Here is a 25362-nt window from a genome sequence, read left to right as displayed (position 1 = left end):
TATTGATGGTCGCTGGGGGCTAGTTCAACGTCTGGTAGAAGTCGAGCAAAAGAGCGGCCTGGCGATCCCACGAGAAGTTAGCCGTGACAAATGCCTGTCCGGCTTTCCCCATACGAGACAGTTCAGTTTCATCGAGCGAGAGCAATCGCGCAAGTGCGTTGCCCAACTCGGCGCGTGGCACACAGGCGCCGGCCCCCAGCTCGTTCAACGCCTGCCACGGTGCATCGCTGGTCGTGGCCACGGGGATGCCAGCCGAAAGGGCCTCGGCCACGGTCAGACCGAAGTTCTCGGACAGCGTCGGCAAAACGTACACCTGAGCCAGGGCGTAGGGCTTGGCCAGGTCATTTGTCGCGGCGATGGTCACGCGGGCGGCAATGCCCCGGCGGGCGGCCAGCGCTTTCAGCTCGGCGCCGGTCCATTCATCGTTCTGGCCGGCGATCAGCAAGTGCCAATCGGGGAAGGATCGATGACGCTCTCCCCACCAGTGGATCAGCCAGTCGAGTCCCTTCTTGGAATGCCAGCGGGCGAAGAACAGCAAGATGCGCTTGCCGGTTAGTTCGGGAAAGCGGGCCAGCCAGGCTGCGCGATCGTGCGCCTTATTCCAGACCGGTGGGTCAAAGCCATTGGCCGCGACCACGATTGGCTGGGTGAAACCGGCGTTGTGTATGTTGTCGCGCTCCTGCTCGCTGGTGGCGTGCCAGCCGGCCGCCTGGCGCAGCGCCCCTGGATGAATCACGCGATGGGCGAACCACTTCTTCAAGCGCGAGCGTCGTCGGGCATAGGGTGACAACATGCCGCGCGGACTGATGACTAGCGGGGCACCGTGCCTGGTCGCGGCGCGATGGGCGTAGCCAAGCGAAGGAAGCCACAGCGCGTGGTGATGGACCACGGAACAGTCCGTCGCTTGCAAGGCCGTGTTAAGCGATCGAGAACTACGAAAGACCCCCGGCCAGTCATCGGCAAAGTTCAAGAAGTAGTCGGGCCAATCAACCTGCCGCGAAGAGGCATGGGCAAAGAACAACTTGGTGCGTGCATCGCGCGCGTGCATGGCTCGCGCCAGGGCCGGCACCGAGACCGAGGTGCCGCCAAAGCGCGGATCAACGGCCGGCACGACCTGGGCAATGGTGCCGGTCGAACTCATGCGGGTCGGTTTGCCTGGGGCGCCAGTTGCATTTGAAATTGTCGCGCTCGCCACCATCGACGTCAGCGGCTAGCCTCTGGCCGCGCCGGGGGCGACCGGCGCGCCTCGAGGGGACGTTGCCGGGGGCGTGTCGCGCACCGGCCTGCTGAAGGGATAGAGCATGATGATCATCACAAGTACGGCCTGGGAGAACGAGGAAAACCAGGCGCTCGTGACTTGTTCAACCTGAAAACTATAGGCGACCCAGACGACGGAGATGAGTCCGTGCATCATCGTTGGGGCCGCCGCCGCCAGCGCCCGAGCCATAAATCGCATCGCGCCGCCGATGATGACCGCGAGACCGATGATCCCCGCCCAGCCAAAATTCACCCAGGCCTCGGCCAATAGTCCTACTCCAACGGTAGTCGACCGCAGATTCGCGCGGCTGGACAAGCCGCAGTTGAGGCTGATCAGGTTGTTTGCGGCATGGACTTGAGGCTTGTTTTTCCAAAAGACGCGTGGGACCAACATCTCGGGGATGTAGCCATAAGTTTCACCGTACATATATGGCTTGCGACCTGGAACCACGTTCATCACGCGGGACAGCAGGGTAATCAGGTTAGCGCGGGAAAAGATGCTGCGTTCTTCTCGTTCTTGCGCACGGCCCGTCACGATCACGTTGAACGATTCGGCGATCCAGGTCTCGTAGGATTGGATAACCATCTCAGGCGTCATATAGGGTGCCGAGCCGCCCACCCAGATTTTATCGCGGGCCGGACCTTTGCCCAGGTTCAGAAAGGCAGCCACCACCAGGACGGTGGCCAACATCAACCAAGGAATCTTGCCCCGCCCCATCATGAAGGCAATGATTCCAACCACGCAAAATGTCATCGGCTGGACGAGCATTACGATGGACGCCAGGAAGATCATGCCCACGCCAAAGATCAACACAAACACCAGCTTCTCACCCGAGCGCAGTTTGTTTGCGCCGAATTGTCGCGCCAAGGTCCACACGGCAATCGTGCCGGCGCCGAATGCCGCCACAAACGCGGGGTTCCGGTAGGACTGAGTCAGGAATTCCTGCACCATTCCCAAGGTCCACAAGATGGTGAAGACGCACCAGGCAAGCAGCAGCCCAAATGCCAGGCCCGTCGCCGTGCGCTCCGGAATCTCGCGAATCTGAATCAACTTGGTCGGCCGTGAGCAGAAGTCTGGCGGCCGATTGAAGTAGTAGGTGACAATCGCCACTACCAAGAACAACGTCACGGCCGCGCCGGCCATCAATCGATCGGCGGTGTTACAGTTCATGTAAGACGACTGAGCGACAACAATCGGATAACCGTAGTAGGGGTAGTGAATGGCGCAAAAACATTGAAACGCTGGCGGCTCGCGCTCTTTTTGCGACGCCCAAATGAACCCGGGCAGAAAGCAGAGCAGCGTGATGAAGATCCCCAGGCAGATTTCCAGCGGATGTAGCTGGTCGAAATTCTTGCTGCGCACGAATTCAAAAGCCAAAACGACCAGCGGCAACCAAATATAGTGCAGCTTGATCGGAGGAAGCTTGCGGACACTCCCTTTGGGTGCGACTACAGCGGGATGGGTTTGAAGGGGCATGACAAGAACGGATTAGCGAGGCGCCACGAAGTGCATGTCAGTAGGGCGAGGCCAGGAAGAAACTCATGTTACCATGATATGGCAATCGCTTCGACATTTCGTCATGCACAAGGCGGGTGGTCATTGCGTCCAGGGGAAAGGACTGGCAATTTGCCTATAACCGTTTTAATCGGCGCTACCGCCAGTTGCTGGGGCGTGGTTCGCCCTTCCGGCTCAGCCCGAACAATCCGCCCGGCTGCTATCATGGGAGGGTAAGGAACTTCGGCCAATCATTTCCGATGCGTGACGGACATTGGAGACTGGCCGATGCCCGCGCGTCCTGTCCGCGCACATTCGCACGTTCGTAGAGCGATTCGCCGCATGGCACGTATTGAATACTTGCAATTTGGATGTGGACTGTGTGCGCCAGAGTCGTGGCTGAATTTTGACGCCAGTCCCATCGTGCGCTGGCGGCGGCTGCCGCTGGCGGAACAGTTGGTTCGTCGTTTTGGTCCGCCATTCCCACCCCAGGTCCGCTACGGCGACATTGTGCGCGGCTTGCCGGTCGTGGCCGCGAGTTTCCGCGGCGTGTATTGTTCGCACACGCTCGAGCATCTGGCGCTCGATGACTTTCGGGTCGCCGTACGACACACGCGGCGGTATCTGGTACCGGGAGGAACCTTTCGTTGCGTGGTGCCCGACTTGGAACGATTGGCTCGAGACTATTTGGCTTTGTCGGTCGAGTTGCCGGCGCATTGGTTCATGCAAGAGTCGTGCCTGGGATATTCTCGCCGGCCGCGCGGCCTGATGGGGTTGTTGCGAGAATGGCTCGGCAACAGCCGGCATCGCTGGATGTGGGACGAAAGGACGTTGACCCGAGAGTTGTCCGCTGCTGGTTTTACGCGCATTCGCCGCGCGCAGTTTGGCGACGCGGTCGATCCCATGTTCCGCGAAGTCGAGGATCCGGCACGCTGGGAAGGCTGCCTGGGCATGGAGTGCATTTGTCCCTGAACAAGCGCTGGCGGAATGCGTGATCCGCGCGTGGCAGAGCTTCGCTGTCGCAAGCAATGTCGCTGGGTGTGCCCAAATCACACCGCGATCAGGACTGAGAAACGTCGGCAACATCAATCGTCCTTGCGCACGACTAGCAACAATTCGTGGCCATCGAGTTTGACGGCCTGGTGCCCTTGCCAGGCGCAACACGCAATGTTGTCAAGTGAATAGGGGGAAGAGTCGGTTAACACGGTGTATTTCAAAGCCAGGTGCTGAGCGAATTCACCATCGATCAGTTGCGGATGCACGAAGCCCCAGACATGGTGGAATAGCGCTGGAAATCGCTGCCGAAATGGAGTGCTGCCATTCGGAGTAAAGGCGACAAACAGACCGCCCGGCCGCAATGCCCGCAGGCCGAGAGCGAGCATTTTCGCAACGCTCGGTACGTGTTCGATGACATGCGATGAGAAAAACAGATCGTAGCTTCCCGGGGCAATCTCGGTGACCGACATCACGCGCACGCCTAACCGATCACGCGCAAAATGGCCGCGCGGTACAGAAATCTCGCAGGCATCAACTTGGTAGCCCGCTTGGCTCAGTTGCCAACTTCCGTACCCCCACGAACAACCGAAGTCGAACAATCGCTGCCCCGGCCGGCCCCCTAGCGCTGTCAGCACGTTGAGATAGTGCTGATAGTCCTTGGGGCTGTCGCGAAAGTGCGACCGCTTCAATCGTTCGAGCGTGGCGTCATCGGGCAAATCAGTGGTAAAACCTTGCCCATATTGGCGCTGGTAAAATCGTTCGTATTCGGCCGCCGAGGTCGTCGGAGCGCGATACAACAATCGGCAGGAATCGCAACGTCGCAATGTGGTGACCAGCCATTTGCGATCGACCACGTGCGAGCGGCTTTCGCCGCACGACGGGCAATTCAATTGTCGCCCCCAAGCCAACTTGCAGGCCGATTGCAGAAAATACTTTGCGCGTTGCCTCGTCGAGGACAATGAGGAAAACTGTTCCCAGTTCAACAGCGGGGCGAGTAGCGGAGTCATTTCGGCGTCAATTGTGCCAATGCATTCAATACCCCGGCGCAAGTGGCCTCGACGCTGAGTCGCGATGACCAGTCTTCCGCGCGGTGTCCCATCTCGCGCAATCTCGCTCGACCCGCCGTCGCCAATCCAACGAGCCGATTCGCCAACTCGCCAATCGCATTGGCAGGAAAAACGTCACCAGTCACGCCCGACTTGATAAGCTCTGGCACGCAGCCAACCTGATCGCTGACCAGCGCCGGCCGCCCGCAGGCCATCGCTTCGTTCACCGCCAACCCCCAAGTCTCGTCGGCATTGGACGGCAGGACGAACAAATCGGCCAGGCGGTAAACGACCGGCATGCGACTTTGATTTTGAAAGGGTAGAAACCGCGTGCGAATGCCCAGGACATTCACTTGTCGCTCGGCCAGGGCGCGTAGTTCGCCATCGCCGACAATCACCAGCACCAGGTTGGGCAAGGCGGCACGCGCCACGGCTTCGATCAGCGCCAGCGGCTGTTTCTTCTCTTGCAGCTTGCCAGCGAACAGGATCACCACTTCGTCGTCGGCGATCGACAGTTCGCGGCGCCACTCGGTGGCTGCCGCTTCGTGAATCCCCCGCGGGTCAAGAAACCGCACCGCGTCGATCGAGTGGGGACAGTAGAACAGCTTCGACTCGGGTACGCCAAAGGCGCGGTAATAGTCGTGATTGTGTTTGCCCGTGTACAGGAACACTGCTGGAAGCCTGAAAACCCTGCGCAGCGCGAACTGGCGCGCAATTCGCCACCACCAAGGACGTGGCGAAAGCAAGTGCGAGTCGCCGCGAAACATGACGGGAATGTCAACGCGGGCCAGGTCGCGCAGCAATCGATAATGGCTTTGGTAATTGTAACCGGTCAGGTGGACCGCGTCGGGATGCCAATCAAGTACGGCGCGTGACAACGTCGGGTTTTGCAGGCCAGCAAAGTGCTCCGTGCCTGGCCGAGGCGAAGTGTTCGGAACCGACTCCCACTCGTAGCCATCAGTCAGCGGGATGTCCCAAGCGATGGCTCGCTGAAACCCTGGGTCGTCGACGGGCCCAGCGCCCGCGTGCCAGGTATAGAACACGCGCACGTCAAGGTCGCCACGCGCCGCCAGTTGCCGATACATCGGCACGTAATACTGGATCGGGTGCGAAACCACGAACGCGAGCCGGCGGCGCGCGACAGTGGCATGTTGCACCGGCGTTAACACCTCGGCGGTCACGCTACCCCCAACGTATCGACCGCCGCTGACACCGATCGGCGGTAACTGCCCCATGTCAGTTGTTCCGCAGCCTTAAGCGCGCTGACTGCCATCGCGGGGAGCTGATCGCGGCAGTCTGACAACCGGCGCAGGGCCACCACCAGGGCCTCGAGATTCCCCGCCGGGAAGACCAGTCCGAATTCATTACCGATCACTTCGGCATATCCGCTGGCGTCGCTGGCCAACACTGGCAACCCCGTGGCCAAAGCTTCGGCCACGACGAGCGCCGCCCCTTCAAAGAATGAAGGGAAGACAAACACGTCCGCTTGTTGAAAGCGGTCGCGCAACTCTTCCCGCGAGCAGGGGCCGGAGTAGACCACTCCGGTGGGCAGGTCGGCCCTAGCGCGCTCGGCAAGGCGCCAATTGCCCACCAGTTGCAACTCGGCGTCGGCGATGGACGCGGCGCTCCACGCTCGCAGCAACAGCGGAACCCCTTTGCGAATGGACATGTGCCCGGCGTACATGAACCGCAACGGCCCGCTTCGGCGCGGGATGTCGCTTGGCCGCGGCGACCAGAACTGGCTGTCGACCCCATATCGCGCCACGGCGACCGTTTTGTCGTGAAATGGTTTGATCGAGTCGGCCACGAAGGCGCTCGGCGCCAACACCAGATCAGCCAACCTCATCTCGCGCTGCTTCTGCTCAAGGCTAACCACCGAGTCGATTTCGTTGGCTTCCCGGCCGACCCACGGGGCGTACTCATTCAACAGTTGGGCGCGCCGCTGTTGCCAGGCTTCGGTATAGCCGATCGGCAAATCATAAATGCAAGCCTTGCCCAGTTGGCGGGCGACTTCGAACTGGGCCAAGGAACAGTCTTCATAAGCATGCACCGCGGTCACGGCCCTGTGTCGAGCGTGTTTGGCCATGGTTCGCATCAGCCACTGATTGGCTTGCCTGGCGAATCGACCTTCGTCGGCCTTGGGCATCAATACGCGCTGGACCATACGGCCCCATTCGCCAAGACGCCCTTCAATCAGCGGCGCGTCCTGCAACGGTGCAAACGCGCGGCGCGCGACACGTTCGCGCCAGCGGCCAAGTCCAGGCGCCATGCCGAGCACGGCCAGTTCCGCCGGACGTGGCATCCAAGGGACGCAAAATGCTTCGAGTCTCCCGCGCTCAAAATGGGCGAGTGCCGCATGGTGCGAGTTCGGGTTGCCGCCCGGATGGCCAAACAGCACCGTCAAGCCGACCGTCCCGCCGCCTCTGCCGCGCCTGGGGCCGAAACGTCAGGCCTCGACAAGCACCGCTCAAACAGCCGAGCATGGGCCGCGGCCATTGCCGGCGAAAGATGTTCAGCCAACGCGGTGCGCCGATCGTGACGCTGGCCGGAGCGCAAGGCATCGCACAGCGTGTCGAGCGTCGCGACCGCCGCCGGCGCATCGATCGCTCCATCTGTTCCAAAATCGACCTGCGAGGCCAGTTCTGGGTGCTCGCGCAAATAGCTGCTGGCCGGTGAATACTGACGCAGCGACGCCAGCACCGGCTTGCCAAACAGTAAATAGCTGAACAGCTTTGACGGAGTGTAGGCCACGTCGTCAACGCCCAGGATCAACAGTCCGTCGGCGTCGCGCGCCAATTCGAGCGAACGTCGATAGGTCACGGCGCCAGGAAACTCGACCACCAGGTCGCCGACGTCGTACCGCCGAGCGATCTCGGCCAGCATGCCCGCGTAGGGATCCTCGGGATCGCGCGTGGTGGCGTGCAGCTCGAAGCGCAGCCGGTTGGCCAGTTCGGGCTTTGCCGCACGGAACGCACGCAACGACTGGCAGAGTGCCATCACCGCATCGCGACGCACATTGCCGCCACCGCCGATATGGACCAGTCGAAAGGTCGCGTCCTGTTTCACAGGTGGCGCAGGCGCCGACCAAACGCCAACGGCGGCCAGATCGTGCTCAAGGGCCGCGAAGGGAATCGCTTTGTTCCTGCCCGAGTGCAGCCAAGCGGGCTGCCGCCGGGCGTAGCGATCCGTCAAAGTGTTCAAATAATGAGGTGAAACGGCCACCAATCCCGCCGCGCCGCAGACCGCCAGTTGTTCCAGCGGCCCGTTGATCTTGCGAACGACCTTCGCGCGCCACGCCCGAGTGCTGGTTTCGTAAGCAACTTGCGGGCGATACCAGGGGTCATGAAAGTCGAGGACGTAAGGGATGTCGTAGCGTCGCTTCCACATCGGTCCCAGGCAGAAGAATTGAGGCTGCGCCGTGGAAATGTAAACCAGATCGAAGCGCCCCGACGACAAGAGTGACGCACCGAGCCGATACATCGGCCACCAGGCGCGCCAGACCACGCTCCGAACGGTGAGCCGCCGAAACAACGCATCAAACGATCGCCGAGCGTAATGCACGGGGACGTTCGGCGCGAACAGGCCGGCCGAGTCCTGGTCAACGATGTTCGCCGCCTGGAACGCTTGTTCCGGGGCGAGGATTTCGACGTCCCATCCACACTTAGGCAGATCGAACGCCAGCATCCGCGCGCGATGCATGTCGGCCAACATACACGGTTCGTAGCAGCCCACGACGATCAGCACGCGACGGCGGCGAGGAGCGGCGCTGGCCGAGACGGCCGAGTCTCGACCCGACGGGGCGGTCTCAATGGTTGTCGATTCCACGGTCATAGCGTCAGCCCGTGTCGCCGGACCCAGTGCAGCAGGTGGACCAGCGCCAACACGTCGGAGTAGCGGATGCCCGGCGCTCGTTGGTCGAAGTCGCTAGTCAATTGCTTCACGACCGCGGCATCCAGGCCGGCGCTGTGAATGGCCGCTTGATCGTTCAAGACCGCGGCCACGTGTTCGCGCAAATCGTCACGCAACCAGACTTCCCATGGGAAGACAAAGCCCATCTTGGGTCGATGGGTGATATTGCGCGGCAACGTCACCGGCAGCGCGTCGATCAGCAACCGTTTCTTTTCTCCCCAGCCAGCGTCTCTCAACTTGAGTCGACCAGGTATGGTGGCCAGCGTCTCGACCAGCAGGTGGTCGAGCAACGGCACGCGCACCTCGACCGGATGGGCCATGCTCATCTGGTCGGCGTCGCGCAGCAACATGTCGCCGACGTAGACCGACAATTCCAGCAACGACTGGGCGTTGACCGCATCGCAATCGGCCGTCTGGTCGAGCAGCGTTTCCAAGCGATCGAGGGGCAAAAACGTCATGTCCTCGACGACGTCTCGATGCAGCAGCGCGCGGCGTCGCTGGGGAGAGAGTACCTGCCGAATAATGCAGTAATTTTCGACGTGATTGCCAACGTGGCGCAAAATGGCCGCCAGCTTTTCAGTTCGCGCCTGATGCGGCGCGAAGGTGGACAGCATACCCCCGAGAGCCAGGGCCAGACCGCGAAACAGGGGACTCTCCAGCCGCCGCACCGCCTGGAACGATGGATAGCCGGCGAACAGTTCGTCGCCACCCAAACCAGACAGCGCCACCTTCATGCCGGCCCGGGAAACCGCTTGGGCGATCAAGTAGGTGTTAACGCCGTCGATCGAAGGCTGGTCATAGGCGTCGAGCGCCCCTTGGTAGCTCTCGACCAGCGTATCGGGGCGCAGTTGCAGCGGGCGGTGGTCGGTGCCGAAGGTCTGTGACACTTGCAGCGCGTGAACCGATTCGTCAAAGCCCCGCTCGCTGAACAACACCGAGAAGGTTTGCAAGGGGAAGCCCAGATGCGTCAGCGAGCCGACGATGGCGCTCGAGTCGATGCCGCCGGAAAGGAACACGCCCACGGGCGTGTCGGCGACCATATGCCGCGCCATCGAGTCGAGCAGCACGGGCCGGACGCGCTCGACGGCCTCGTCATAGCGCATCGACTGGTCCGCGCTGGCGAATCGAACCGACCAGAAGTTGCGCCGCAGCGGCTCCTTGATGCGGCCGTTGTCGCATTCGATCTGCCAATGCTCGGCCGGCAGCAAGCTTTCGACGCCTTCGAGCAGCGTCAGCGGAGCATTCACAGCGCCAAAGGCTAAATAGTTATCGATTGCCTGGCGAGATAGTTTCCGGGGCACCAGTCCCGATGCCAATAGCGCTCGCAGTTCGGACGCAAACAACAAGATGTCGTCACTGTGTCGATACACGTACAGCGGCTTGATTCCCAACCGATCGCGGACCAGGTGCAATTGCCGCCGCCGGGCGTCGTACAACGCCCAGGCGAACATGCCGCCGATCTTGTCGATCGCGGCGGGGCCATGCTCGCTCCACATTTTGAGGATGATTTCCGTGTCGCTGTTCGAGCGAAACGGGCCCGGCAGCGTTTCACGCAATGTGCGGAAGTTGTAGATCTCGCCGTTAAAGACGACCCATGAGTCAGACTCGGGATTGTGCATGGGCTGGTGGCCGGCCGTAGACAAATCGAGAATCGCCAGCCGAGTGTGGACCAGGCCCAGCCGACAGTTTCCGCCGACATCGAGCAGTTCGATGCCGCGATCATCGGGCCCACGGTGGGCCAGCGCGCCTTGCATTTGCGCGCAGACTTGCGCCAGATCGAGGTCAACTCGCGACGTCAGGATGCCCGCGATGCCGCACATGCTCTCAGGGCCCGCTCAAAATGGCAATCGCCACGACATGCTCTGGCCGAAGGCAAGCGATCGTGTAACGCAACGGGAAGTTCAAAGCAACAAGCATTTCAAGATGAGGGGGAAGCTTGTTCAACGAGGTTTAGGTAATGCCGAGCACAGCGCTCCAGCGTCAAGTTATCGAGAATGAATTGTCGCGGGGTAAAGCGGTTGGCTTGCCGTTGTTCGAGAAACTCGTCAAGCCGTCGCGGGAACTCGGCCGTGGTTGAAAACCTCGTGCCGCACCTCGCGTCCCAATAGGGGACCGAACTAACGGGCGAGAATTTGACGCGAGCGGGGAAGTAGCTGGGATCCTGCCAGTAGCCACCGCGGTCCCAGGCCAACACTGGCACTCCGGTTGAAAGCGCCTCTTGATACGCAAATCCCTGGGTCTCGTGTTCGGTCACAAATAACATCCAGCGCACGCGCCGCAAGCGCTCCAGGAAGTCGTCTTCGCGATAGTGGCCGTATTGGATGGTGGTAATGGTCAAGTTTCGCCGTCGCAACTCGTTCAAGATCGGCTCGAGCAACTCCTGTTGATAGCGTTCGTGTTCCCAGCGCACCTTGTCGTAGACCAGGACATCCCAAGCCGGCTCGATCGCGGGATCGGGTTTCCAACGGTCGACATCGATTCCGGTTGGCCAACTTACCACCCGATCGCCGAAGTAATCGGCCCACATCTCCCGCATCCATTCGCCGGGGACAAGGATGCGACGAATGGCGAATCGCTCCAACAGCGTGGGGTCATCACAAGGGTGCGAGCACACGGCGGAGCCAAATACGATCGGGTTGCCTGGCGGAATCCGCGGCAACACGCAGGACTTACCCACCACACAAGCCAACGCACCGGGATGGCGCCGCAGGTGACGGTAATCGTTCAGCCGGTAGGAAACTCCCAAACGATCGAGTCCGGCGCGAAGATTGAGAAAGACGCGTCGCTGCCCACTGACCGCGTGATTGCCACGGATCAAACGACGAATGATCCGTCGTGGATACCGATCCCCGTGGAACCAACGATCGGGTTCCGGCTCATCATAAAACAAGTTGAGGCTATTCCCGCTCATTTGGAGGGGACGATGCCGCGGTTCTCGTCGCGAGTTGTTTCGGTCTTCATGTCCTGTCGAACGCTTCACCAATGGGCGAAGCCAATATGGCCCGATCGGCGGCGTGGATGACCCGAGCGAGTTGGCCTTCCCAGTGATATAAGTCTCGCGCCGCGGCCAGCGCAGCCTGTTTGCGGGCAGCGAGTGCGTCGCGATCAGCAATCCATTGTCGTAAGGTTGCCGCCAATGCCGTAACGTCACCTTGTGGATACAGGGCCCCCGCGTCGCCAACGGCGTCGATTACCTCGCGTTGACCCATGGTGTTGCTGGCCACCACGGGCAGCCCCGCCAGCAAGTATTGAAACAATTTGTTGGTCGCGGTCAGGTCGCGGCTGGCTGTCTGGGACACCTCGCCGGCAAAGCCTATGTCGTGCTCGGCAATCCTCGACAACAATTCCGTGTTACTGACCAGCGTGTGAACGTGTACCCAATCGCGGCACCGTGCCGGGCAGTGTTTCTCGAATAGCGACGGCCAATCGCTTTTTGGCATGCCGCGCAGGTGAACTTCGACCGGCTGATTGAGCAACGGCAGCGCCGCCAGCAAATCTTCCAGCCCTCGTCCAGCGCCAAGCGTTTGCGAGAACCAATGGATGGAAACCCGTTCACAATCGCGGCGATCCTTGGTCAAGCCGTCGAGGTGGTCGCGATCGGCCCAGGGAAACACGTTGTAAATGACGTCGGGCGCGGCCACCTGATACGTTTCGGCTAGGCGCTGGCTGAGAGCCTGGGATGCGCAGACCCGGTATTGCCCCTCGGCCAGCAGTCGTTGCTCCCAGCGTTTCATTAACTCGATGGGGCGGATGCGCCGCGCCTCGCTGGGCAAATCCTCGGAGAACCAATCCTCGAAGTCGACGCCGACGGTTGCCCCTTGGTCGAGCATTCGCACGGCAACCCACATCGCGGCCTCGCTGTGGGCAATGTACAGCGCCGCGGGGCGCTGGTTTGCGGCTGATAGCAAAGCGCCGGCCGGCGCTCCGAATTGGTCGACGCTTTCACGGCCGAGCTGCCGCTGCCGCCAGATTGCCCAACGACGCCACAGCGAATGGCCGCGCCGGCGCCACGGTCCCCAAGGTTGTGACGGGCGCCAATCGGCCACCACCGCTAACCGCCAAGCGCGAGTTTTCATCAGCTCGCGATCGCGTTCGGCCAGCGTATCGTCAATCCAGCCGGCCAGCACTTCAATCTGATAGCCCGCCGCATGCAGCGCGTCGGCTTCCTTGATCACGCGCGGATTGTGGCAGAGGTGATTCCCCGTCAGAATCACAATCGTGTGTCGATTGCGCAGGGAAGCGAGACCTTGATTCTCGTCGAACGATGCCTCCGCGCAGGTAGTACGAACGGTGTCGGCCATCACACCGAGTCCAATGTCCCCTCAACTCGTTGAACTATCTTCACCGCTGGCCCCCTGACGTTTGCGCCGGCTCAGGGCCAACGACGGCGTTTCGGCCCGCTGCCGCTTCCCGAATTACTTGCCAAAGGGCATCGCCAGGCCAGGGAGTTAGCAATCGTATCGCGTCAGTGCGGGCCTGTTCGCCCATGGCGCGCCAGCGATGGCGCTCCTGCGATGCGCGGCGCAGCATTGCCACCAGGGCCGGTACGCTGCAGTCCGCGGCCAACAAACCATTCGATTCGTCCTGGAGCCAGTCGACGACTCCGGCCGCAGGCGTGGAAAACACCGGCCGACCACAAACCATCGCTTCGACCATGGCGACGGGGTGTAGTTCATGGCGCGAGGCGAGGACGAGCGCCTGGTGCTCGGACCAGACCGAACGCACGTCGTCAACGAAGTCGTGCAGCTTCACTTGACGATCAATGCCGAAATAGCGAATTAACTCTTCGAGGCGGCGCCGGTCAATTCCCGCTCCGTAACAGTCGAGACGCCAGTCGCCAAGCTCCGACTTTAGATTTGCGAACGCCTCGAACAGGATGTCCTGCGCCTTGCTATTGATATCATAGCGCGCGACCGAGGCCAGACAGGGCTGCGGCGTCTCGGGCCACGCCAGCGCGTCGACCTTGGCGAAGCCCGGTGGGTTAGGAACGATCGTTACATTGCTGAGTTCGTGAGCAAACTTGCGCTGCAGCGCGCTACGGCCATATTCCGAGTTGACAATCACGCGGGCCGCGGCGGCATACAGGGGATCGGCGGCCTGCCATTGCCACGAGTACATTGCTGGCCAGTCAGGATCCATATGCGACATCAGCACATAAGGGATTCGCTCGGCAATCAGCGCTTCAACCAACACGCGCAGTCCAGGTAAACTCGCAACCAAAACCGGTTCGGACTGGTTGATATAGACAACGTCGGGCCGATACCGCAACACCTCGCGAAACTGCCAGCGGCGGATTAAGCGATTGATGGGCCGATGGCGGGACATTTTCCAGGTGAATAGTTTGGCGCCCGCTGCGACGAGACGTTGCAATCGATCTGAGACCCCTGGTCCAGGTTGGCCAAAGACGCCCAATTCATGTCCGGCGGCCAAGGCCCGTTCCGCCATGGCTTGCCACAAGACGTCGATGCCGCCGAAGATATGATGGCTTTGTACCGTGATTACCGCGATTCGCATCAGTTGCTTCTCGAGACGGAGCCTGCTAGCAATCGCCTAGCCGAACCAACGATGAAACATCCGGCGCCCCCACGACGCCGTGCGAAACCGCCAACCCAAATCCCGGGTCAACTCGGCACACAGCCGCTGGTACGCGGCGGCCTGCTGTTGATTGCCCGCCGCTTGTGCGGCCCGGGCCTGGTAATACGCGGTTTGGGCCACGCCGCGACGCATTTGCTGGCTATCGTAGTCGGCGTAGCGCTCGGCCAGGATAGCTGACAGCCGCAAATAGTCGCGCAGCTGATTACCCGACAGGTTCAATTGGGCTGAATCGCTGGCCGCGTGCTGACGATAACGGGCCAAGGGCTCGTTGATCGAGCGGCCACCGCAGCGTTCGATCACCCGCATCCACATCTCCCAATCGGCCACGTGCGGAAGCTCCGGCAAAAAGCCTCCCACGGTTTCATAGGCTTGCCGATGGACGACAACTCCCGGCGTGCAAATCGGATTCGAATAGTACATCGGCCGCGGATCGCGGCTGGCCGTTTCGTATTCGATGGCACGCAGGTTCAACGACACTATCTCGCCCTGGCCATCGATAATCAGGCAGCGCGAGAAGAACAATCCGACGTCAGGTTCGGCGGCGATCGCTTGTTTCATCCTGCGGTAGAAGCCTGGTTGGGCCAGGTCGTCGCCGTGCAAGATATGCACCCATTGCCCGCGCGATCGCTGAACGCAAGTGTTGAAATTGTTGATCGGCCCGACATTCGCCGGTTGGCGATAGTATTGAACTCGGTCGCCACCGAGTTCGCGCACAACCGCTTCGGGATCATCGCGCGTGGAGAAGTCGTCGACAATTTCGACCTGCATCGTTCCTGGGCCGGGGTCTTGGTGCAACACGCTTTGCAGCGTCTGACGCATCATCTGGGCGCAATTGTAGGTGGGAATCATCACCGACCAGAACGGTCGCGGGCCGTTGTCAGACACGGGCGCGATCGGCAGGATGTTCCGCTTCGCTTTCACGTCAGGTTGAACCGTGTTTAGCTTCATGCTTGTGTCGGTCGCGCCGCGTCACTCGGCCAGCAGGCGTTCTCCCAGCATCATGGCCCGACCAATGGCCTGGTCCATATCGTAGTAGCGATATTCCCCCAGTCGGCCGCACACGAGCAACCGCTCTTCGGCGTCGGCACGGGTACGATATCGCTGGTACAGTTCGGCGTTCACTTGATCGGGGAATGGATACTCGTAATGTTGCGGCTGATCGGGTGTGTACGGTGTTTCGCGAGTCAGTACGGTGCCCCGTATTCGCTCGGCAAATTGCGGCTCCATCAGGTGCTTCCATTCGATCGTTCGCACATGGGGTCCACCGTCGTGCGCCGGGTTGTTCACACTCGGCGCAGGTTGCAGCAACACCGCGTCCGGGTGATACTCGTGCTTGCGCTTCTGGCCACGGTACTTCAGGCGTCCCAGCTCAAAGCCATAGTATTCGTCGATGGGCCCGGAAAAGATCAACTTGCGCCGGGCCGTAACCGCGTGGCGGTACTGCAGGTAATCGAAGTTCAACAAGACCGGAATGCCGGTCAGCATGTTGGGCATCAGCTCGGCATACCCATTGACCGGCAGCCCCTGGTGCTTGTGTCGCATCAGCCGCGGTTCGTCATCCACGCGCACATCAAACCGCCGTGCCAGGCCTGCCGACAGCTCACGAGCCGGTACCCCCCATTGCTTTTCGCTGTACCCGCGCACGAACTTTTCGTAGATCAATCGCGGCATCATGGTCAACGAGGCCTCTTCAAAATTGGCGGGCGTGCCTTGAAACTCCGGCTGCCAACTGGCGCCGATCGCGCGACGGATATAGCTGCCTGCGATGGGCCAATTCTCGAACTGGCCGTCGACCAATGTTTTGACAAACCCCTCGAACTTGTAGAACGCGCTAAAGCGATTCACAAACTCCCAAATCTCGTCACTGGTCGTGCGGAAGAAATGGGGGCCATAGGTGTGGACGCGAATGCCGCTGCTGTGGGTGTGATCGTGGACATTGCCGCCCATGTGGCTGCGGCGGTCGACGACCAGCACCTCGCGACCGGCATCAGCCAATGCCCGGGCAATCACCGCGCCGGTCAGTCCGGAACCGACAATCAGGTAGTCAATCTGCAACATCACGTACGACGTGCGCGCGAAAGTGCGACAGGTGGGTTTCGAGCGGCGTGATCACTTTTGAAACGCTAGTCCGATCGGCCATGTTCTTTTTAGCCGACGTATGACGCGTTGCGCAAAGGTGAGGCACTTGCGAACAACCTGGCGCACATGAAGGATAGGCACCAAGGGAACAACAGCGCCACGATAGAGCATACGACGCCAGACGGGTAACAAGAGAAATGCTTCATTGCCAGTTTCGCGCCCGGTTAGCTGGTTGATGAATTGACGCACGGGGTCATCCATCTGCCGCGCCACGCGTTTGACGGAATAAACATACTCGTTCGTTTTACCTACCTGGGGGCTGACAAGCATATGAACAGCCTTTTCCCCAAGATTCAATCTGACATGCCCCACTAGCCGCGGGTTTGCCAGTAATCTGGCAGCATTTACATTCAGCCGGTAATCGAGCGAATGGGCATAGTCGACTAGTGTAAATGGATCTGCTGGCTGGATACCCAAAGATCTGCAAACCGTCGGGGGGATGATCTCCTCAGTCTCAAAGCCGTTGATGTCTTCCTCTCCGAACGAATCTCGATATGCTTTTTCAATTTCATCCATGACTCGGGGCTCGAAGAATTGGCCTTCGGTTTGGCCGCCGAACATTTGCGGGACATTCAAGGATTTAAGCAGCATTTTGACCTGTGAACTGTCCTCGTGGTGACGCGCGAAGTTGTGCCATCCAGCCTCTTTGTTGAATTCAACTGCCTGGAACCCATTCTTGACGCGTGATACGTATTGAGCCAGGCCAGGCCTGACAAACATTTCGTTGCTGCTAATGATGCAGAAGGCATCGAACTCGATGCCTTGCTTCTTGAGGTGACGATAATTCGACAAATGGCAATGCATGAGCCCTCGACCTCTTTGGGTGACGTGTCGTCGCGGATTGACGATCACGTTCGGCAGGCTGTCAAAATATCCAAAGTCGAAATTGTCAAATAGCTGCGAGACATGCACGACCAAAATGCTACCAGGATTGAATCGCAGGACATTCCGTGCCAGATCCTTGGCCGTGTCATTCGATTCGTGGACCGGAACTGAAAACAAAAGCCGCATATCGTCAGGCTTACCTCTCTATTTCTGCAATGACTTCACCATCAGGGCGATGAACGCGCCGGCGCTGTTGCCTTGCATAAGAATGAACAGAATGGCCGGTTACGATCCAATGAAATCGGGCACTACGTTGGTGATATGCGTGATGACTTTGCTGTTGCTAGCCGTTGTCTTCCATTTGCAACACTGATTCAAGCATCTCGTTCAAGTCAGTTGAATCACGTGCGATATTCACCGCGTCGCAGCTCTTGAACGGATTCGTTTTGGCATAGTCGTTGACAACCACTCGTTTGCCGTGGTTCAAGCCAAATAGTATCTGATGAAATTTCACTCCCTCGCGCTGCAGTTGCGCCAAGGTAACGTCGCGAAACTCCTCTTTGCGAGAAGTTGTCAAAATGATCTGCACTTTGCCCGAGTCGAAGAGACGATTGGTAACTTGAATGTTCTCGCGAATCCCTGCCGTGCTTCCCCACATGGGCGCAAAGAACTCGCCCGAGTTTTTCACCAGCGTGCCGTCGACATCGATAAACAAAGTAGCAAATTGCGATTTATAGCGATTCCAGTCTCTCAACGTGCCCCAGTCGGCGTAATCGGAGCAGATGACCGCTGAAAAAGCGCGGCTCCTCAGGATCATCTCGTAAATCACATGCGAAATGTAAAGCTGATCGAGGTGCGACAAATCACGATAGACCGATAGATACTCTCGCGATTCCTCGAATCCATAGGCGCCGCTGCAAAAATAATTGCTGATCACCCGCTTCTCGACTATGTTCGTGACGATCGACGATTCGTTGACGGTGGCATAGCTCTTGTTGCTGGGGTTCACGAAGCCGACATTATTCAAGTCAACGACCGACACGAAATTCCCGGGGCGCAACGACACGCGAAAGTAATTGTCGGAGTCCTTGACGCAGATGGGACCGCGAATGTCATGCGCCTCGATAGTTCGCGCGACGGTCTCTGGCTGAGACTGGGTTGCTTGTTCCAATTGCACCACGGTCAGCTTGTCGCCCAGCCCGATCTGCTGGAACTGTTTTTGAATGCCCGGCAGGCAGTCAAAGTCGCGAACATGTTCCGCCAGCACCGTCAGGTAAACCTGCTCGAACTCCAACGGCGCGATCCCACGAATCGATTCGGCCAACATCAAATTGCCATTGGGATGCGTCAACAGCCACTTGGGTCTCACATTCGGGAATCGAGACGATTGCCCAGCGGCTGGAATGATCAGTTTCATGAGTGCTCGCCCTGCGGTGTCATGGGGACGTCACGGGAGTGGTCCGTCTCGGCTTGGACAGTTGTCAGATGATAATCGCCGACGATTTGTGCCAGCCGTCTACTCACAAATCCAGCCGTCTGCCGGCCCCGGCAATAGGGCAGGATTCGCATCCAATTGATCAATTGAAATAAATCGTAGTGCCGCTGATACCAATCGAACGTCGCGAAAGCACTTTCGATGTGCCGGTCAAGGTATCGAAGCGCAATCCGCACCTTGGTCCGATCGAACTCAAGGTCGTATAACTCGATTGACCAGCCAAAACAGGTGTCTTGTCGCAGCTTGACGATGTCGAGGATGGGCGATTCAACGAAGCCGTCCAAGAAATCAAGCAAGTAGATTCGCGACGTCTGAAACAGGATATTCGAAAGCGTCAAATCTCCGTGGCAGGGCCCAACGGGAATGACGACGCCATCGGCGCACTGCTCGCGCGCCGCGGCGATGAATTGTGCGGGGATGTTCTGGCGCTCCAGCTCAATGAGTTTGGCGTCAACCAAGTGGCCCACTTCGACCACACGTGAGTTGGCGAGATTCGCGTGGATGAATCCACTGACGGTTTCCAAGAACCCATCGAGCGCATCCTGGCCGGCCTCGGTCAAGAACTGAACAAAGTCCTTGGCGGAGATAAACTCCATATCGGCGTAGTACGCATCGGACGTTGAATTGACACGCAGCACTCGCGGAGTACGAATTCGTTCGAATGGCGCCGCGCTGGAAAAGTCTTGTTGCTTTTCAATCTGTCTCTTAAGTCGTTGAGAAAGCTGGGCCTTGGCGGACTTGCGAATCGTGGACTCGTCAATGAACGAAACCTCGCAACCAGAATGCCCCCGAATTCGCATGGGTGTTAAGATTGCCGTTCCGCGTCCGCTACAGACGCCGGTACATCGGTCGATCCGGCGATCGTGGTCAACGGCAGGTCATGCTCTGTCGCGCTGATTCGGCGCCATTGCCAATTTGGACGAAAGCATTGAGTCCAACTGCTTTCAAAACGGCGGCCAATCCCACGCAGGTTTTCAAAAGTGATGGAAAATGCGATTCGCTCGTTTACCAACCGTTTGCCGTTGTGAATGCCGACGTCGAGCCGAAACTCATAGGTGCCGGATGCAAATGAATTGCCGGGGATTATCAATTCCCAGGCAAATGGCCCGGGTGGAATCCGTGGCGCTGGTGGCTCGTGGGCGTCGTCGTGCGCTGTATAGGCGAGCAATTGCCGGCCGATCGAGTAAATCTCGATGGCATAAACCAGTCCAGTGATGGGCTGACGCACCTCGGCGATCATCTGGATGCGCAGTTCATCGTCTGTCCCAAATACGCCGCCAGCGCCACCGATGACTCGTGCGCATTTGAGTCGCAAGAGGTCGTTTCCCGCATCGCCTTGCCAGACCGTTGTTTCATTGACAGTGCTTAGCTGTTGAAGATAGGCGCTCGCGACGTCTTGAACCGCTCCGACTTTCAGTACCCGACCGCGGTCCAAGAGCACTGCCTGGGAGCAAAGCGTGGTGATCGCTTGCATGCTGTGACTGACAAACAGGACCGTGCGGCCCTTGTGATGTGTCACCTCCTCCATTTTCCCCAGGCATTTTTTTTGAAAGGCCAAATCCCCGACGGCCAGCACTTCGTCGACGATCAGTATTTCCGGCTCCAAATGGGCCGCCACCGCGAACGCCAGCCGCATGTACATGCCGCTGCTGTAATACTTGACTTGCGTATCGAGAAAGCGTTCCACTTCGGCAAATGCCACGATCTCGTCGAACTTCCGCTTGATCTCGGCGCGGGTCATGCCCAGGATCGCGCCGTTCAGGTAAATGTTCTCGCGGCCGGTCAGTTCGGAATGAAACCCGGTCCCCACTTCGAGCAAACTGGCCACGCGCCCGCGCAGTTCGATTCGGCCGGCCGTCGGCTCGGTGATCTGGGACAGCACCTTGAGCAGCGTGCTCTTGCCGGCCCCGTTGCGCCCGATGATGCCAATGGCGTCTCCGGCGTTGACCTCGAACGAAACATCGTCCAAGGCCCAGAATTGTTCCGCGCCCGTGGGCTCGCTCCGCGCGCTGCGCAGCCTTTGCCAGGGTTGTCGAAGGGCGTTCGCCAGCGCTTCGCGCAGCGTGGTGCGCCGCTCGGCCAAGGCACCGATGCGGTAACGCTTTTTCAAATGCTCGACGCGAATGATGGGTGCGGTCATCGGCGGCGCAACGGACGCAGCGGGCGAATGTAGTACCAGCCCAGGATCGATCCCAACGACACGACGAATAAGGCGTAACGGGCCAGCATCGCGTAGCGCCGCTGGGCGTGCGTGGGCATCCGTTCGATCGGGCGAACCAGCCGATCGCCGCTTTCGCCGTCGAAGATCGAGAGCGACCACTCCGACGCCACGGCCGCGCGCCGACCATCGGGGGTCCAACTGACCAGATCGAGCGACGGCTCGCCGGTGGAGAATTGCTTGACCAATTTCAGGCCGGCGTCGGGACGGAACTCCCAGCGGTTGAGCTGACCTTCGCCCCCCGCCGAAAAGAGCAGGTCACCGGCGCCAAATTGCACTTGCCGTTGCGACTGTTCCAGTTTGATGTCGGCCACCCGGCGACCGGCGGGCACATCCCAGACTTGCAGTTTTCCGCGCCGCCCCGCCGTCTCGGCCGCAACAGCCAGCCAGCGGCCATCGGCCGAGAGGTGCGTGTGATGGACAGCCAGGTCTGGCTGAGTCTGATCCAGTAGGGTGCGTTTGTTCTTGGGGTCATAGACGATGATTTGCTTGCCGCCGTGCCCCGTCACGCCGTACACGAACCAGACACCGCCGTCGGTCACTCGTAAACGTCCTCCGGTAAGGCTTGGCAATTCGTACGACACGACGCGGTTGCCTGTTTTCATGTCCCATTTGCCCACGGCGAATCGGACGATGCCGATCATCGAGCTATCCGCCCCCCAGGCACACTCATTGACGATCCCACCGAGCACGCGGATGCGGCGCTGTTGGTTCAGGTTCTTGCTCTCGTAGACCTTGATATGCCCATTGCGAACCAGCGCCGTGGAAGGCACGAGTCCGTGCCCTCCATAGAGCAACTGCTGGCCGGTGTCGCTGAAACCGAGCGAGACGGGCACAGTTTCTTCCTTGCGCCGGGCCAGGACCTCGCCGTCTTGCGCGCCGCGGATCGTCAGCCACGAGACTCCGGTGCCAATGGCGAACAACTTGCCGTCGTCCGAGATTGTCAATTGCTTACCATAGAAGCTCGATTCGATTTGCGCTTCGATTTCATACTGGACCCACCAGGCAAAAATGCCGGCTCCCAGGCTGAGCAAACCGGCCAACAGCATCCAGCGCGCGTACCAAAGCCGGTTCAAGTCCGAAGCTCCTGTCGATGGCTGGTGGTGGCCGCGGTCATACGATGTCGGCCAACTGCCGCTCGACGCGGAGGAAGTAACGCAACCCCAGTAGCAACAACGCCACGGTCGACGCCAGCGAAATGGCCAATTCGACGCCGGGCCAGGGTTCGCCCAACACGGCCGCGCGAAGGGCCAGAATGGGCCCCGCCACGGGATTCAAGGCGTAGACCAGCCGCCAACTTTCCGACAGGTGGTGCTGGGCGAGCAGCTTGTTTTGATCGAGCTGGTAAGCCACGGGGCTGGCGAACATCCACATTTGCAGCAGGAACGGCACCACGTAGCGGAAGTCTCGGTAGCGCACCGTCGCCGCCGCCAAGAACGCCCCCACGGCCAGGGCCGCCAACACCATCGCCAGCATCAGCGGCGGCACCAGCAACAAGCCAAGGGTGAACTTCGTACCGCTCCAAACCATTAACACTAGCAGCACGCCAAACGCGATGGCAAAGTCAACGAGCGCCGCCAGAATCGTCGCTGCTGGAACCAGCAACCGCGGGAAGTAGACCTTGGTGAGTAGCGCGCTGTTGCCGATCAGACTGTTGGCCGACTGGCCGACGGCGGTGGCAAAGAATGTCCAGGGAAGCAAGCCGGCATAGAGGAACAGGGGATACCAGACGTCGGTCGACTTGTTCATCCCTCCCAGTTCACCGAAGAAGATGTTCAGCACGACCATTGCCATGACCGGCTGAAGAATCGCCCAGGCGGCGCCCAGCACGGTCTGCTTGTAGCGTACTTTGATGTCACGCCACGTCAGGAAGTAAAGCAACTCGCGGTAGCGCCACAGCTCGGGCAGCATGCCCGACCAGGCGCCGGCCCGTGGCTCGATGACCTTGAGCAGCGGCGGCGCTGACGAGGAAGACGCCTCGCCGGCGGCGCTCGATGTTTCAGCGACAGAGGTTTCGGCGTTCAACAGGATGATGAATCGAAGGTATTAGCGGGCCTTGCGCGGCACGGCCGTTGGCGCGGCAGGTATCTCGTCAACCGTTTGATCGAGCTGGTGCCGATGCTCTTCATACCAGGCGATCGTCTCGCGCAGTCCTGCCGAGAACTCGGTGGTGGCGGTGAAGCCGAACTCGCGCTTGGCCCGCGTGGTGTCGAGCGCGCGGCGTGGCTGGCCGTCGGGCTTGCTGGGGTCAAATCGCAGCGCGCCTTCAAAGCGGCAATGTTTGGCGATCAACTCGGCCAGCTCGCGGATCGTGATTTCCTGACCCGCTCCCAGGTTGACCGGGTCGGCCTTGTCGTAGCGGTCGGCGGCCAGGGCGATGCCTTGGGCCGCGTCGCGCACGAACAAGAACTCGCGCGACGCCAGGCCCGTTCCCCAGACCTCAACTTCCTTGTCGCCTTGTTCGCGCGCTTCGACGAACTTGCGGATCAGGGCGGGGATCACGTGGCTCGACTGCGGGTCAAAGTTGTCGTGCGGGCCGTACAGGTTCACGGGGAACAGCGTGATCGCGCTGGTGCCGTATTGCTGGCGGTACGCCTGGGACTGCACCAGCAGCATTTTCTTGGCCAGTCCGTAGGGCGCATTCGTCTCCTCGGGATAGCCGCTCCAGAGATCGTCTTCGCGGAACGGCACGGGCGTGAACTTGGGATAGGCGCAAATCGTGGCCAGCGCGACGAACTTCTCGATGCCAGCGAGTCGGGCTTGTTCCAGTAGCATCAAGCCCATGATCGCATTGTCATAGAAGTACCGGCCGGGGTTCTCGCGATTGGCGCCAATGCCGCCGACGACAGCCGCCAGGTGAATAATCACTTGAGGGCGGGCGTCTTCCAGCAACCGCTCGATCCCATCGCTAGTGCGCAAGTCGTACTGGGCGCTGCGCGGGGCGAACACCGACCTGGGTTCGTAATGTTCCAACTCCTGGACGACGTGCCGACCCAGGAATCCTGCGCCGCCCGTGACCACCACGCGTCGACCTTGCAATGAACTCATCGGGTGCTTATTCCTGGGCCGAGGTGACAACTTCCGCCGGGCGACGGGGTGCGCCGACGTCGTTAGCGGCGTGCGCGGTGTTCGCAGTTCCGGTCAAGCGGTCAAGCAACTCGGCAAAACGGCTGGTCAGCAAGCGCCGATCGTACTCACGCTCGGCCAACTGTCGCGCCCGGCGACCCTGCTCGCGCGCCACGTCGGGTTGATCGACGTACCAGGCGACGGCCGCGGCCAGTTGCTCGATCCGCTGCGGCTCGACCGCGCGACCGCAATCTTGTTCGTGAACGAGTTGAGCGATCTCACTGTGCGACGGAGCGATGACCAACGCTGGCCGCCCCGCCGCTAGAATGCCGTATAGCTTACTCGGGAACAAGTAGTTGGTCACACGCGAATCGACCGGAATCAGATGCAAATCCGCCGCTCCCAGGCTTTCGGACAGCCGGGCCTTGGGCTGATAGGGCAGGAATTGCACATTGGCCAGTTGCCGTTCCGCCGCGCGGGCTTCCAGGGCCGGCTTGCGCGCCCCGTCGCCGATCAACACGATTTGCACCTGGGGGTGAGTCAAGCGGAGTCGCGCCGCCGCTTCGAGCACATCATCCAGCCGCTGGCTGAGTCCCAGGTTGCCGGAGTACATCACGACGAATTTGTCTTGCCAGCCTTGTTGCGCACGGAACGCCCAGGACGCCTCGGTCGGTCGCACCAGCGAAGTATCGATCCAATTCGGCACGCATTCGATTTGCTTGGCCGCGATACCGTCGCCAGCCAGCCAGCGGCGCATGTCATGCCCCGGCACGATCACGACATCGACTTGCCTTAAGGCCGCGCGGAAGGCGCGTCGCAGCGCGGCAGTCAGCCAGCCTTCGCGGAGCGCGCCGAGCGCGACCGCCACGTCAGGGTAAATGTCTTGCAAATACGCGATCAGTCGGCAGCCATGGCGCCGCTTGAGCAGCGCTCCTAACAGACAGAGCAAGGGCGGATCGCTTTCCGCGATCACGACGTCGGGGCGCTCGGTATCCAGCGAGCGCCAGGCGGCAGCCAGCAGAAAGCTCACCTGGTTGCAGGCGCGCCCCCAGAACGACGCCTTGTTGAATTGGGTGTGACTGACCCGCTCGATGTGAACGCCATTGTGCATCGACTTGCCGCGGGGCACGAATCGTTCGGCGGCGGCATTCACATTTGGCTGGCCGGCAATCACCGTCACGTCAAATCGCTCGGCCAGATCCTCGCACAACTCAGTCAGCAACTGCCCCGTCGCTTCGACGTCGGGCCAGTAGGACCGATTGATGAACAGCAGACGTGGCCGGCGGTCAGTCATGGCTAGAGCCTGTTATTGACTTTGGGA

21 protein-coding genes are annotated in these 25362 nt (G+C 60.2%); 1 reads left to right on the top strand and 20 read right to left on the bottom strand.

The window, feature by feature from the left end; genetic code table 11:
• Nucleotides 1-19: 19 nt before the first annotated feature.
• Entirely contained in the window at nt 20-1141 is a 1122-nt protein-coding gene (locus JSS27_09650) for a glycosyltransferase (protein MBS0209206.1), read from the bottom strand.
• A gap of 69 nt (nt 1142-1210) precedes the next feature.
• Nucleotides 1211-2401 carry a hypothetical protein gene (locus tag JSS27_09645; protein ID MBS0209205.1) on the bottom strand — a complete coding sequence of 397 codons (1191 nt, stop codon included), beginning with the start codon at nt 2399-2401 and terminating at the stop codon, nt 1211-1213.
• 693 nt (nt 2402-3094) lie between these two features.
• Here JSS27_09645 and JSS27_09640 point away from each other — a divergent pair.
• Complete coding sequence (locus JSS27_09640; protein MBS0209204.1) at nt 3095-3724, top strand: methyltransferase domain-containing protein; 630 nt, start codon at nt 3095-3097, stop codon at nt 3722-3724.
• A 113-nt stretch (nt 3725-3837) separates the two neighbouring features.
• Here JSS27_09640 and JSS27_09635 read toward each other — a convergent pair whose 3' ends face one another.
• From JSS27_09635 to JSS27_09550, 18 genes are all read right to left on the bottom strand, one after another.
• Nucleotides 3838-4755: a class I SAM-dependent methyltransferase gene (locus tag JSS27_09635; GenBank protein MBS0209203.1), complete on the bottom strand. Its 918-nt coding sequence runs from the start codon at nt 4753-4755 to the stop codon at nt 3838-3840.
• Nucleotides 4752-5951: a glycosyltransferase family 4 protein gene (locus JSS27_09630; GenBank protein ID MBS0209202.1), complete on the bottom strand. Its 1200-nt coding sequence runs from the start codon at nt 5949-5951 to the stop codon at nt 4752-4754. The genes JSS27_09635 and JSS27_09630 overlap by 4 nt, the downstream gene beginning before the upstream one ends.
• A gap of 20 nt (nt 5952-5971) precedes the next feature.
• The gene (locus tag JSS27_09625) at nt 5972-7096 is read right to left on the bottom strand and encodes a glycosyltransferase (GenBank protein ID MBS0209201.1); all 1125 of its coding nucleotides are present in this window, start codon (nt 7094-7096) and stop codon (nt 5972-5974) included.
• Nucleotides 7097-7194: 98 nt separating this feature from the next.
• Nucleotides 7195-8625: a glycosyltransferase gene (locus JSS27_09620; GenBank protein ID MBS0209200.1), complete on the bottom strand. Its 1431-nt coding sequence runs from the start codon at nt 8623-8625 to the stop codon at nt 7195-7197.
• Nucleotides 8622-10523 carry an asparagine synthase (glutamine-hydrolyzing) gene (gene asnB, locus JSS27_09615; protein ID MBS0209199.1) on the bottom strand — a complete coding sequence of 634 codons (1902 nt, stop codon included), beginning with the start codon at nt 10521-10523 and terminating at the stop codon, nt 8622-8624. Before asnB ends, JSS27_09620 begins: the two co-directional genes overlap by 4 nt.
• Nucleotides 10524-10621: 98 nt before the next feature.
• Nucleotides 10622-11380 carry a glycosyltransferase gene (locus JSS27_09610; protein ID MBS0209198.1) on the bottom strand — a complete coding sequence of 253 codons (759 nt, stop codon included), beginning with the start codon at nt 11378-11380 and terminating at the stop codon, nt 10622-10624.
• A gap of 280 nt (nt 11381-11660) precedes the next feature.
• Nucleotides 11661-13004, bottom strand: coding sequence for a glycosyltransferase (locus JSS27_09605; GenBank protein ID MBS0209197.1), 1344 nt, complete (start codon nt 13002-13004; stop codon nt 11661-11663).
• A gap of 40 nt (nt 13005-13044) precedes the next feature.
• Nucleotides 13045-14160, bottom strand: coding sequence for a glycosyltransferase (locus JSS27_09600; protein ID MBS0209196.1), 1116 nt, complete (start codon nt 14158-14160; stop codon nt 13045-13047).
• Nucleotides 14161-14253: 93 nt separating this feature from the next.
• Nucleotides 14254-15246, bottom strand: coding sequence for a glycosyltransferase (locus tag JSS27_09595; protein ID MBS0209195.1), 993 nt, complete (start codon nt 15244-15246; stop codon nt 14254-14256).
• 21 nt (nt 15247-15267) lie between these two features.
• A complete protein-coding gene (locus JSS27_09590) occupies nt 15268-16359 on the bottom strand; it encodes an NAD(P)-binding protein (GenBank protein MBS0209194.1) in 1092 nt (363 codons plus the stop codon).
• A gap of 48 nt (nt 16360-16407) precedes the next feature.
• Nucleotides 16408-17448 carry a hypothetical protein gene (locus JSS27_09585; GenBank protein ID MBS0209193.1) on the bottom strand — a complete coding sequence of 347 codons (1041 nt, stop codon included), beginning with the start codon at nt 17446-17448 and terminating at the stop codon, nt 16408-16410.
• Between the two features lie 157 nt (nt 17449-17605).
• A complete protein-coding gene (locus tag JSS27_09580) occupies nt 17606-18679 on the bottom strand; it encodes a hypothetical protein (GenBank protein ID MBS0209192.1) in 1074 nt (357 codons plus the stop codon).
• Nucleotides 18676-19557 (bottom strand): phosphotransferase, encoded by an 882-nt coding sequence (locus JSS27_09575; protein ID MBS0209191.1) that lies wholly within the window; start codon nt 19555-19557, stop codon nt 18676-18678. The genes JSS27_09580 and JSS27_09575 overlap by 4 nt, the downstream gene beginning before the upstream one ends.
• A 5-nt stretch (nt 19558-19562) precedes the next feature.
• A complete protein-coding gene (locus JSS27_09570; GenBank protein MBS0209190.1) occupies nt 19563-20897 on the bottom strand; it encodes an ABC transporter ATP-binding protein in 1335 nt (444 codons plus the stop codon).
• Nucleotides 20894-22051 carry a hypothetical protein gene (locus tag JSS27_09565; GenBank protein MBS0209189.1) on the bottom strand — a complete coding sequence of 386 codons (1158 nt, stop codon included), beginning with the start codon at nt 22049-22051 and terminating at the stop codon, nt 20894-20896. Before JSS27_09565 ends, JSS27_09570 begins: the two co-directional genes overlap by 4 nt.
• Before the next feature lie 37 nt (nt 22052-22088).
• Nucleotides 22089-22886, bottom strand: coding sequence for an ABC transporter permease (locus JSS27_09560; protein ID MBS0209188.1), 798 nt, complete (start codon nt 22884-22886; stop codon nt 22089-22091).
• Between the two features lie 135 nt (nt 22887-23021).
• Nucleotides 23022-24023 carry a GDP-L-fucose synthase gene (locus tag JSS27_09555; protein MBS0209187.1) on the bottom strand — a complete coding sequence of 334 codons (1002 nt, stop codon included), beginning with the start codon at nt 24021-24023 and terminating at the stop codon, nt 23022-23024.
• A 7-nt stretch (nt 24024-24030) separates the two neighbouring features.
• Nucleotides 24031-25335 (bottom strand): glycosyltransferase family 4 protein, encoded by a 1305-nt coding sequence (locus JSS27_09550; protein MBS0209186.1) that lies wholly within the window; start codon nt 25333-25335, stop codon nt 24031-24033.
• Between the last annotated feature and the right edge of the window lie 27 nt (nt 25336-25362).

Source organism: Planctomycetota bacterium, assembly GCA_018242585.1.
Lineage (GTDB): Bacteria > Planctomycetota > Planctomycetia > Pirellulales > PNKZ01 > JAFEBQ01.
This window is presented reverse-complemented; position numbering and strand designations above follow the sequence as displayed.

What these genes read in the sequence shown, in the direction of transcription:
- JSS27_09645 (MBS0209205.1), bottom strand. Translation starts at nt 2,401, where the DNA reads ATGGCCGGCGCGGCCGTGACGTTGTTCTTGGTAGTGGCGATTGTCACC.
- JSS27_09620 (MBS0209200.1), bottom strand. Translation starts at nt 8,625, where the DNA reads ATGACCGTGGAATCGACAACCATTGAGACCGCCCCGTCGGGTCGAGAC.
- JSS27_09640 (MBS0209204.1), top strand. Translation starts at nt 3,095, where the DNA reads ATGGCACGTATTGAATACTTGCAATTTGGATGTGGACTGTGTGCGCCA.
- JSS27_09570 (MBS0209190.1), bottom strand. Translation starts at nt 20,897, where the DNA reads ATGACCGCACCCATCATTCGCGTCGAGCATTTGAAAAAGCGTTACCGC.
- JSS27_09560 (MBS0209188.1), bottom strand. Translation starts at nt 22,886, where the DNA reads ATGCTGCCCGAGCTGTGGCGCTACCGCGAGTTGCTTTACTTCCTGACG.
- JSS27_09550 (MBS0209186.1), bottom strand. Translation starts at nt 25,335, where the DNA reads ATGACTGACCGCCGGCCACGTCTGCTGTTCATCAATCGGTCCTACTGG.
- JSS27_09605 (MBS0209197.1), bottom strand. Translation starts at nt 13,004, where the DNA reads ATGGCCGACACCGTTCGTACTACCTGCGCGGAGGCATCGTTCGACGAG.
- JSS27_09555 (MBS0209187.1), bottom strand. Translation starts at nt 24,023, where the DNA reads ATGAGTTCATTGCAAGGTCGACGCGTGGTGGTCACGGGCGGCGCAGGA.
- JSS27_09575 (MBS0209191.1), bottom strand. Translation starts at nt 19,557, where the DNA reads ATGCGAATTCGGGGGCATTCTGGTTGCGAGGTTTCGTTCATTGACGAG.
- JSS27_09585 (MBS0209193.1), bottom strand. Translation starts at nt 17,448, where the DNA reads ATGCGGCTTTTGTTTTCAGTTCCGGTCCACGAATCGAATGACACGGCC.
- JSS27_09635 (MBS0209203.1), bottom strand. Translation starts at nt 4,755, where the DNA reads ATGACTCCGCTACTCGCCCCGCTGTTGAACTGGGAACAGTTTTCCTCA.
- JSS27_09625 (MBS0209201.1), bottom strand. Translation starts at nt 7,096, where the DNA reads ATGCCACGTCCGGCGGAACTGGCCGTGCTCGGCATGGCGCCTGGACTT.
- JSS27_09650 (MBS0209206.1), bottom strand. Translation starts at nt 1,141, where the DNA reads ATGAGTTCGACCGGCACCATTGCCCAGGTCGTGCCGGCCGTTGATCCG.
- JSS27_09580 (MBS0209192.1), bottom strand. Translation starts at nt 18,679, where the DNA reads ATGAAACTGATCATTCCAGCCGCTGGGCAATCGTCTCGATTCCCGAAT.
- JSS27_09595 (MBS0209195.1), bottom strand. Translation starts at nt 15,246, where the DNA reads ATGAAGCTAAACACGGTTCAACCTGACGTGAAAGCGAAGCGGAACATC.
- asnB (MBS0209199.1), bottom strand. Translation starts at nt 10,523, where the DNA reads ATGTGCGGCATCGCGGGCATCCTGACGTCGCGAGTTGACCTCGATCTG.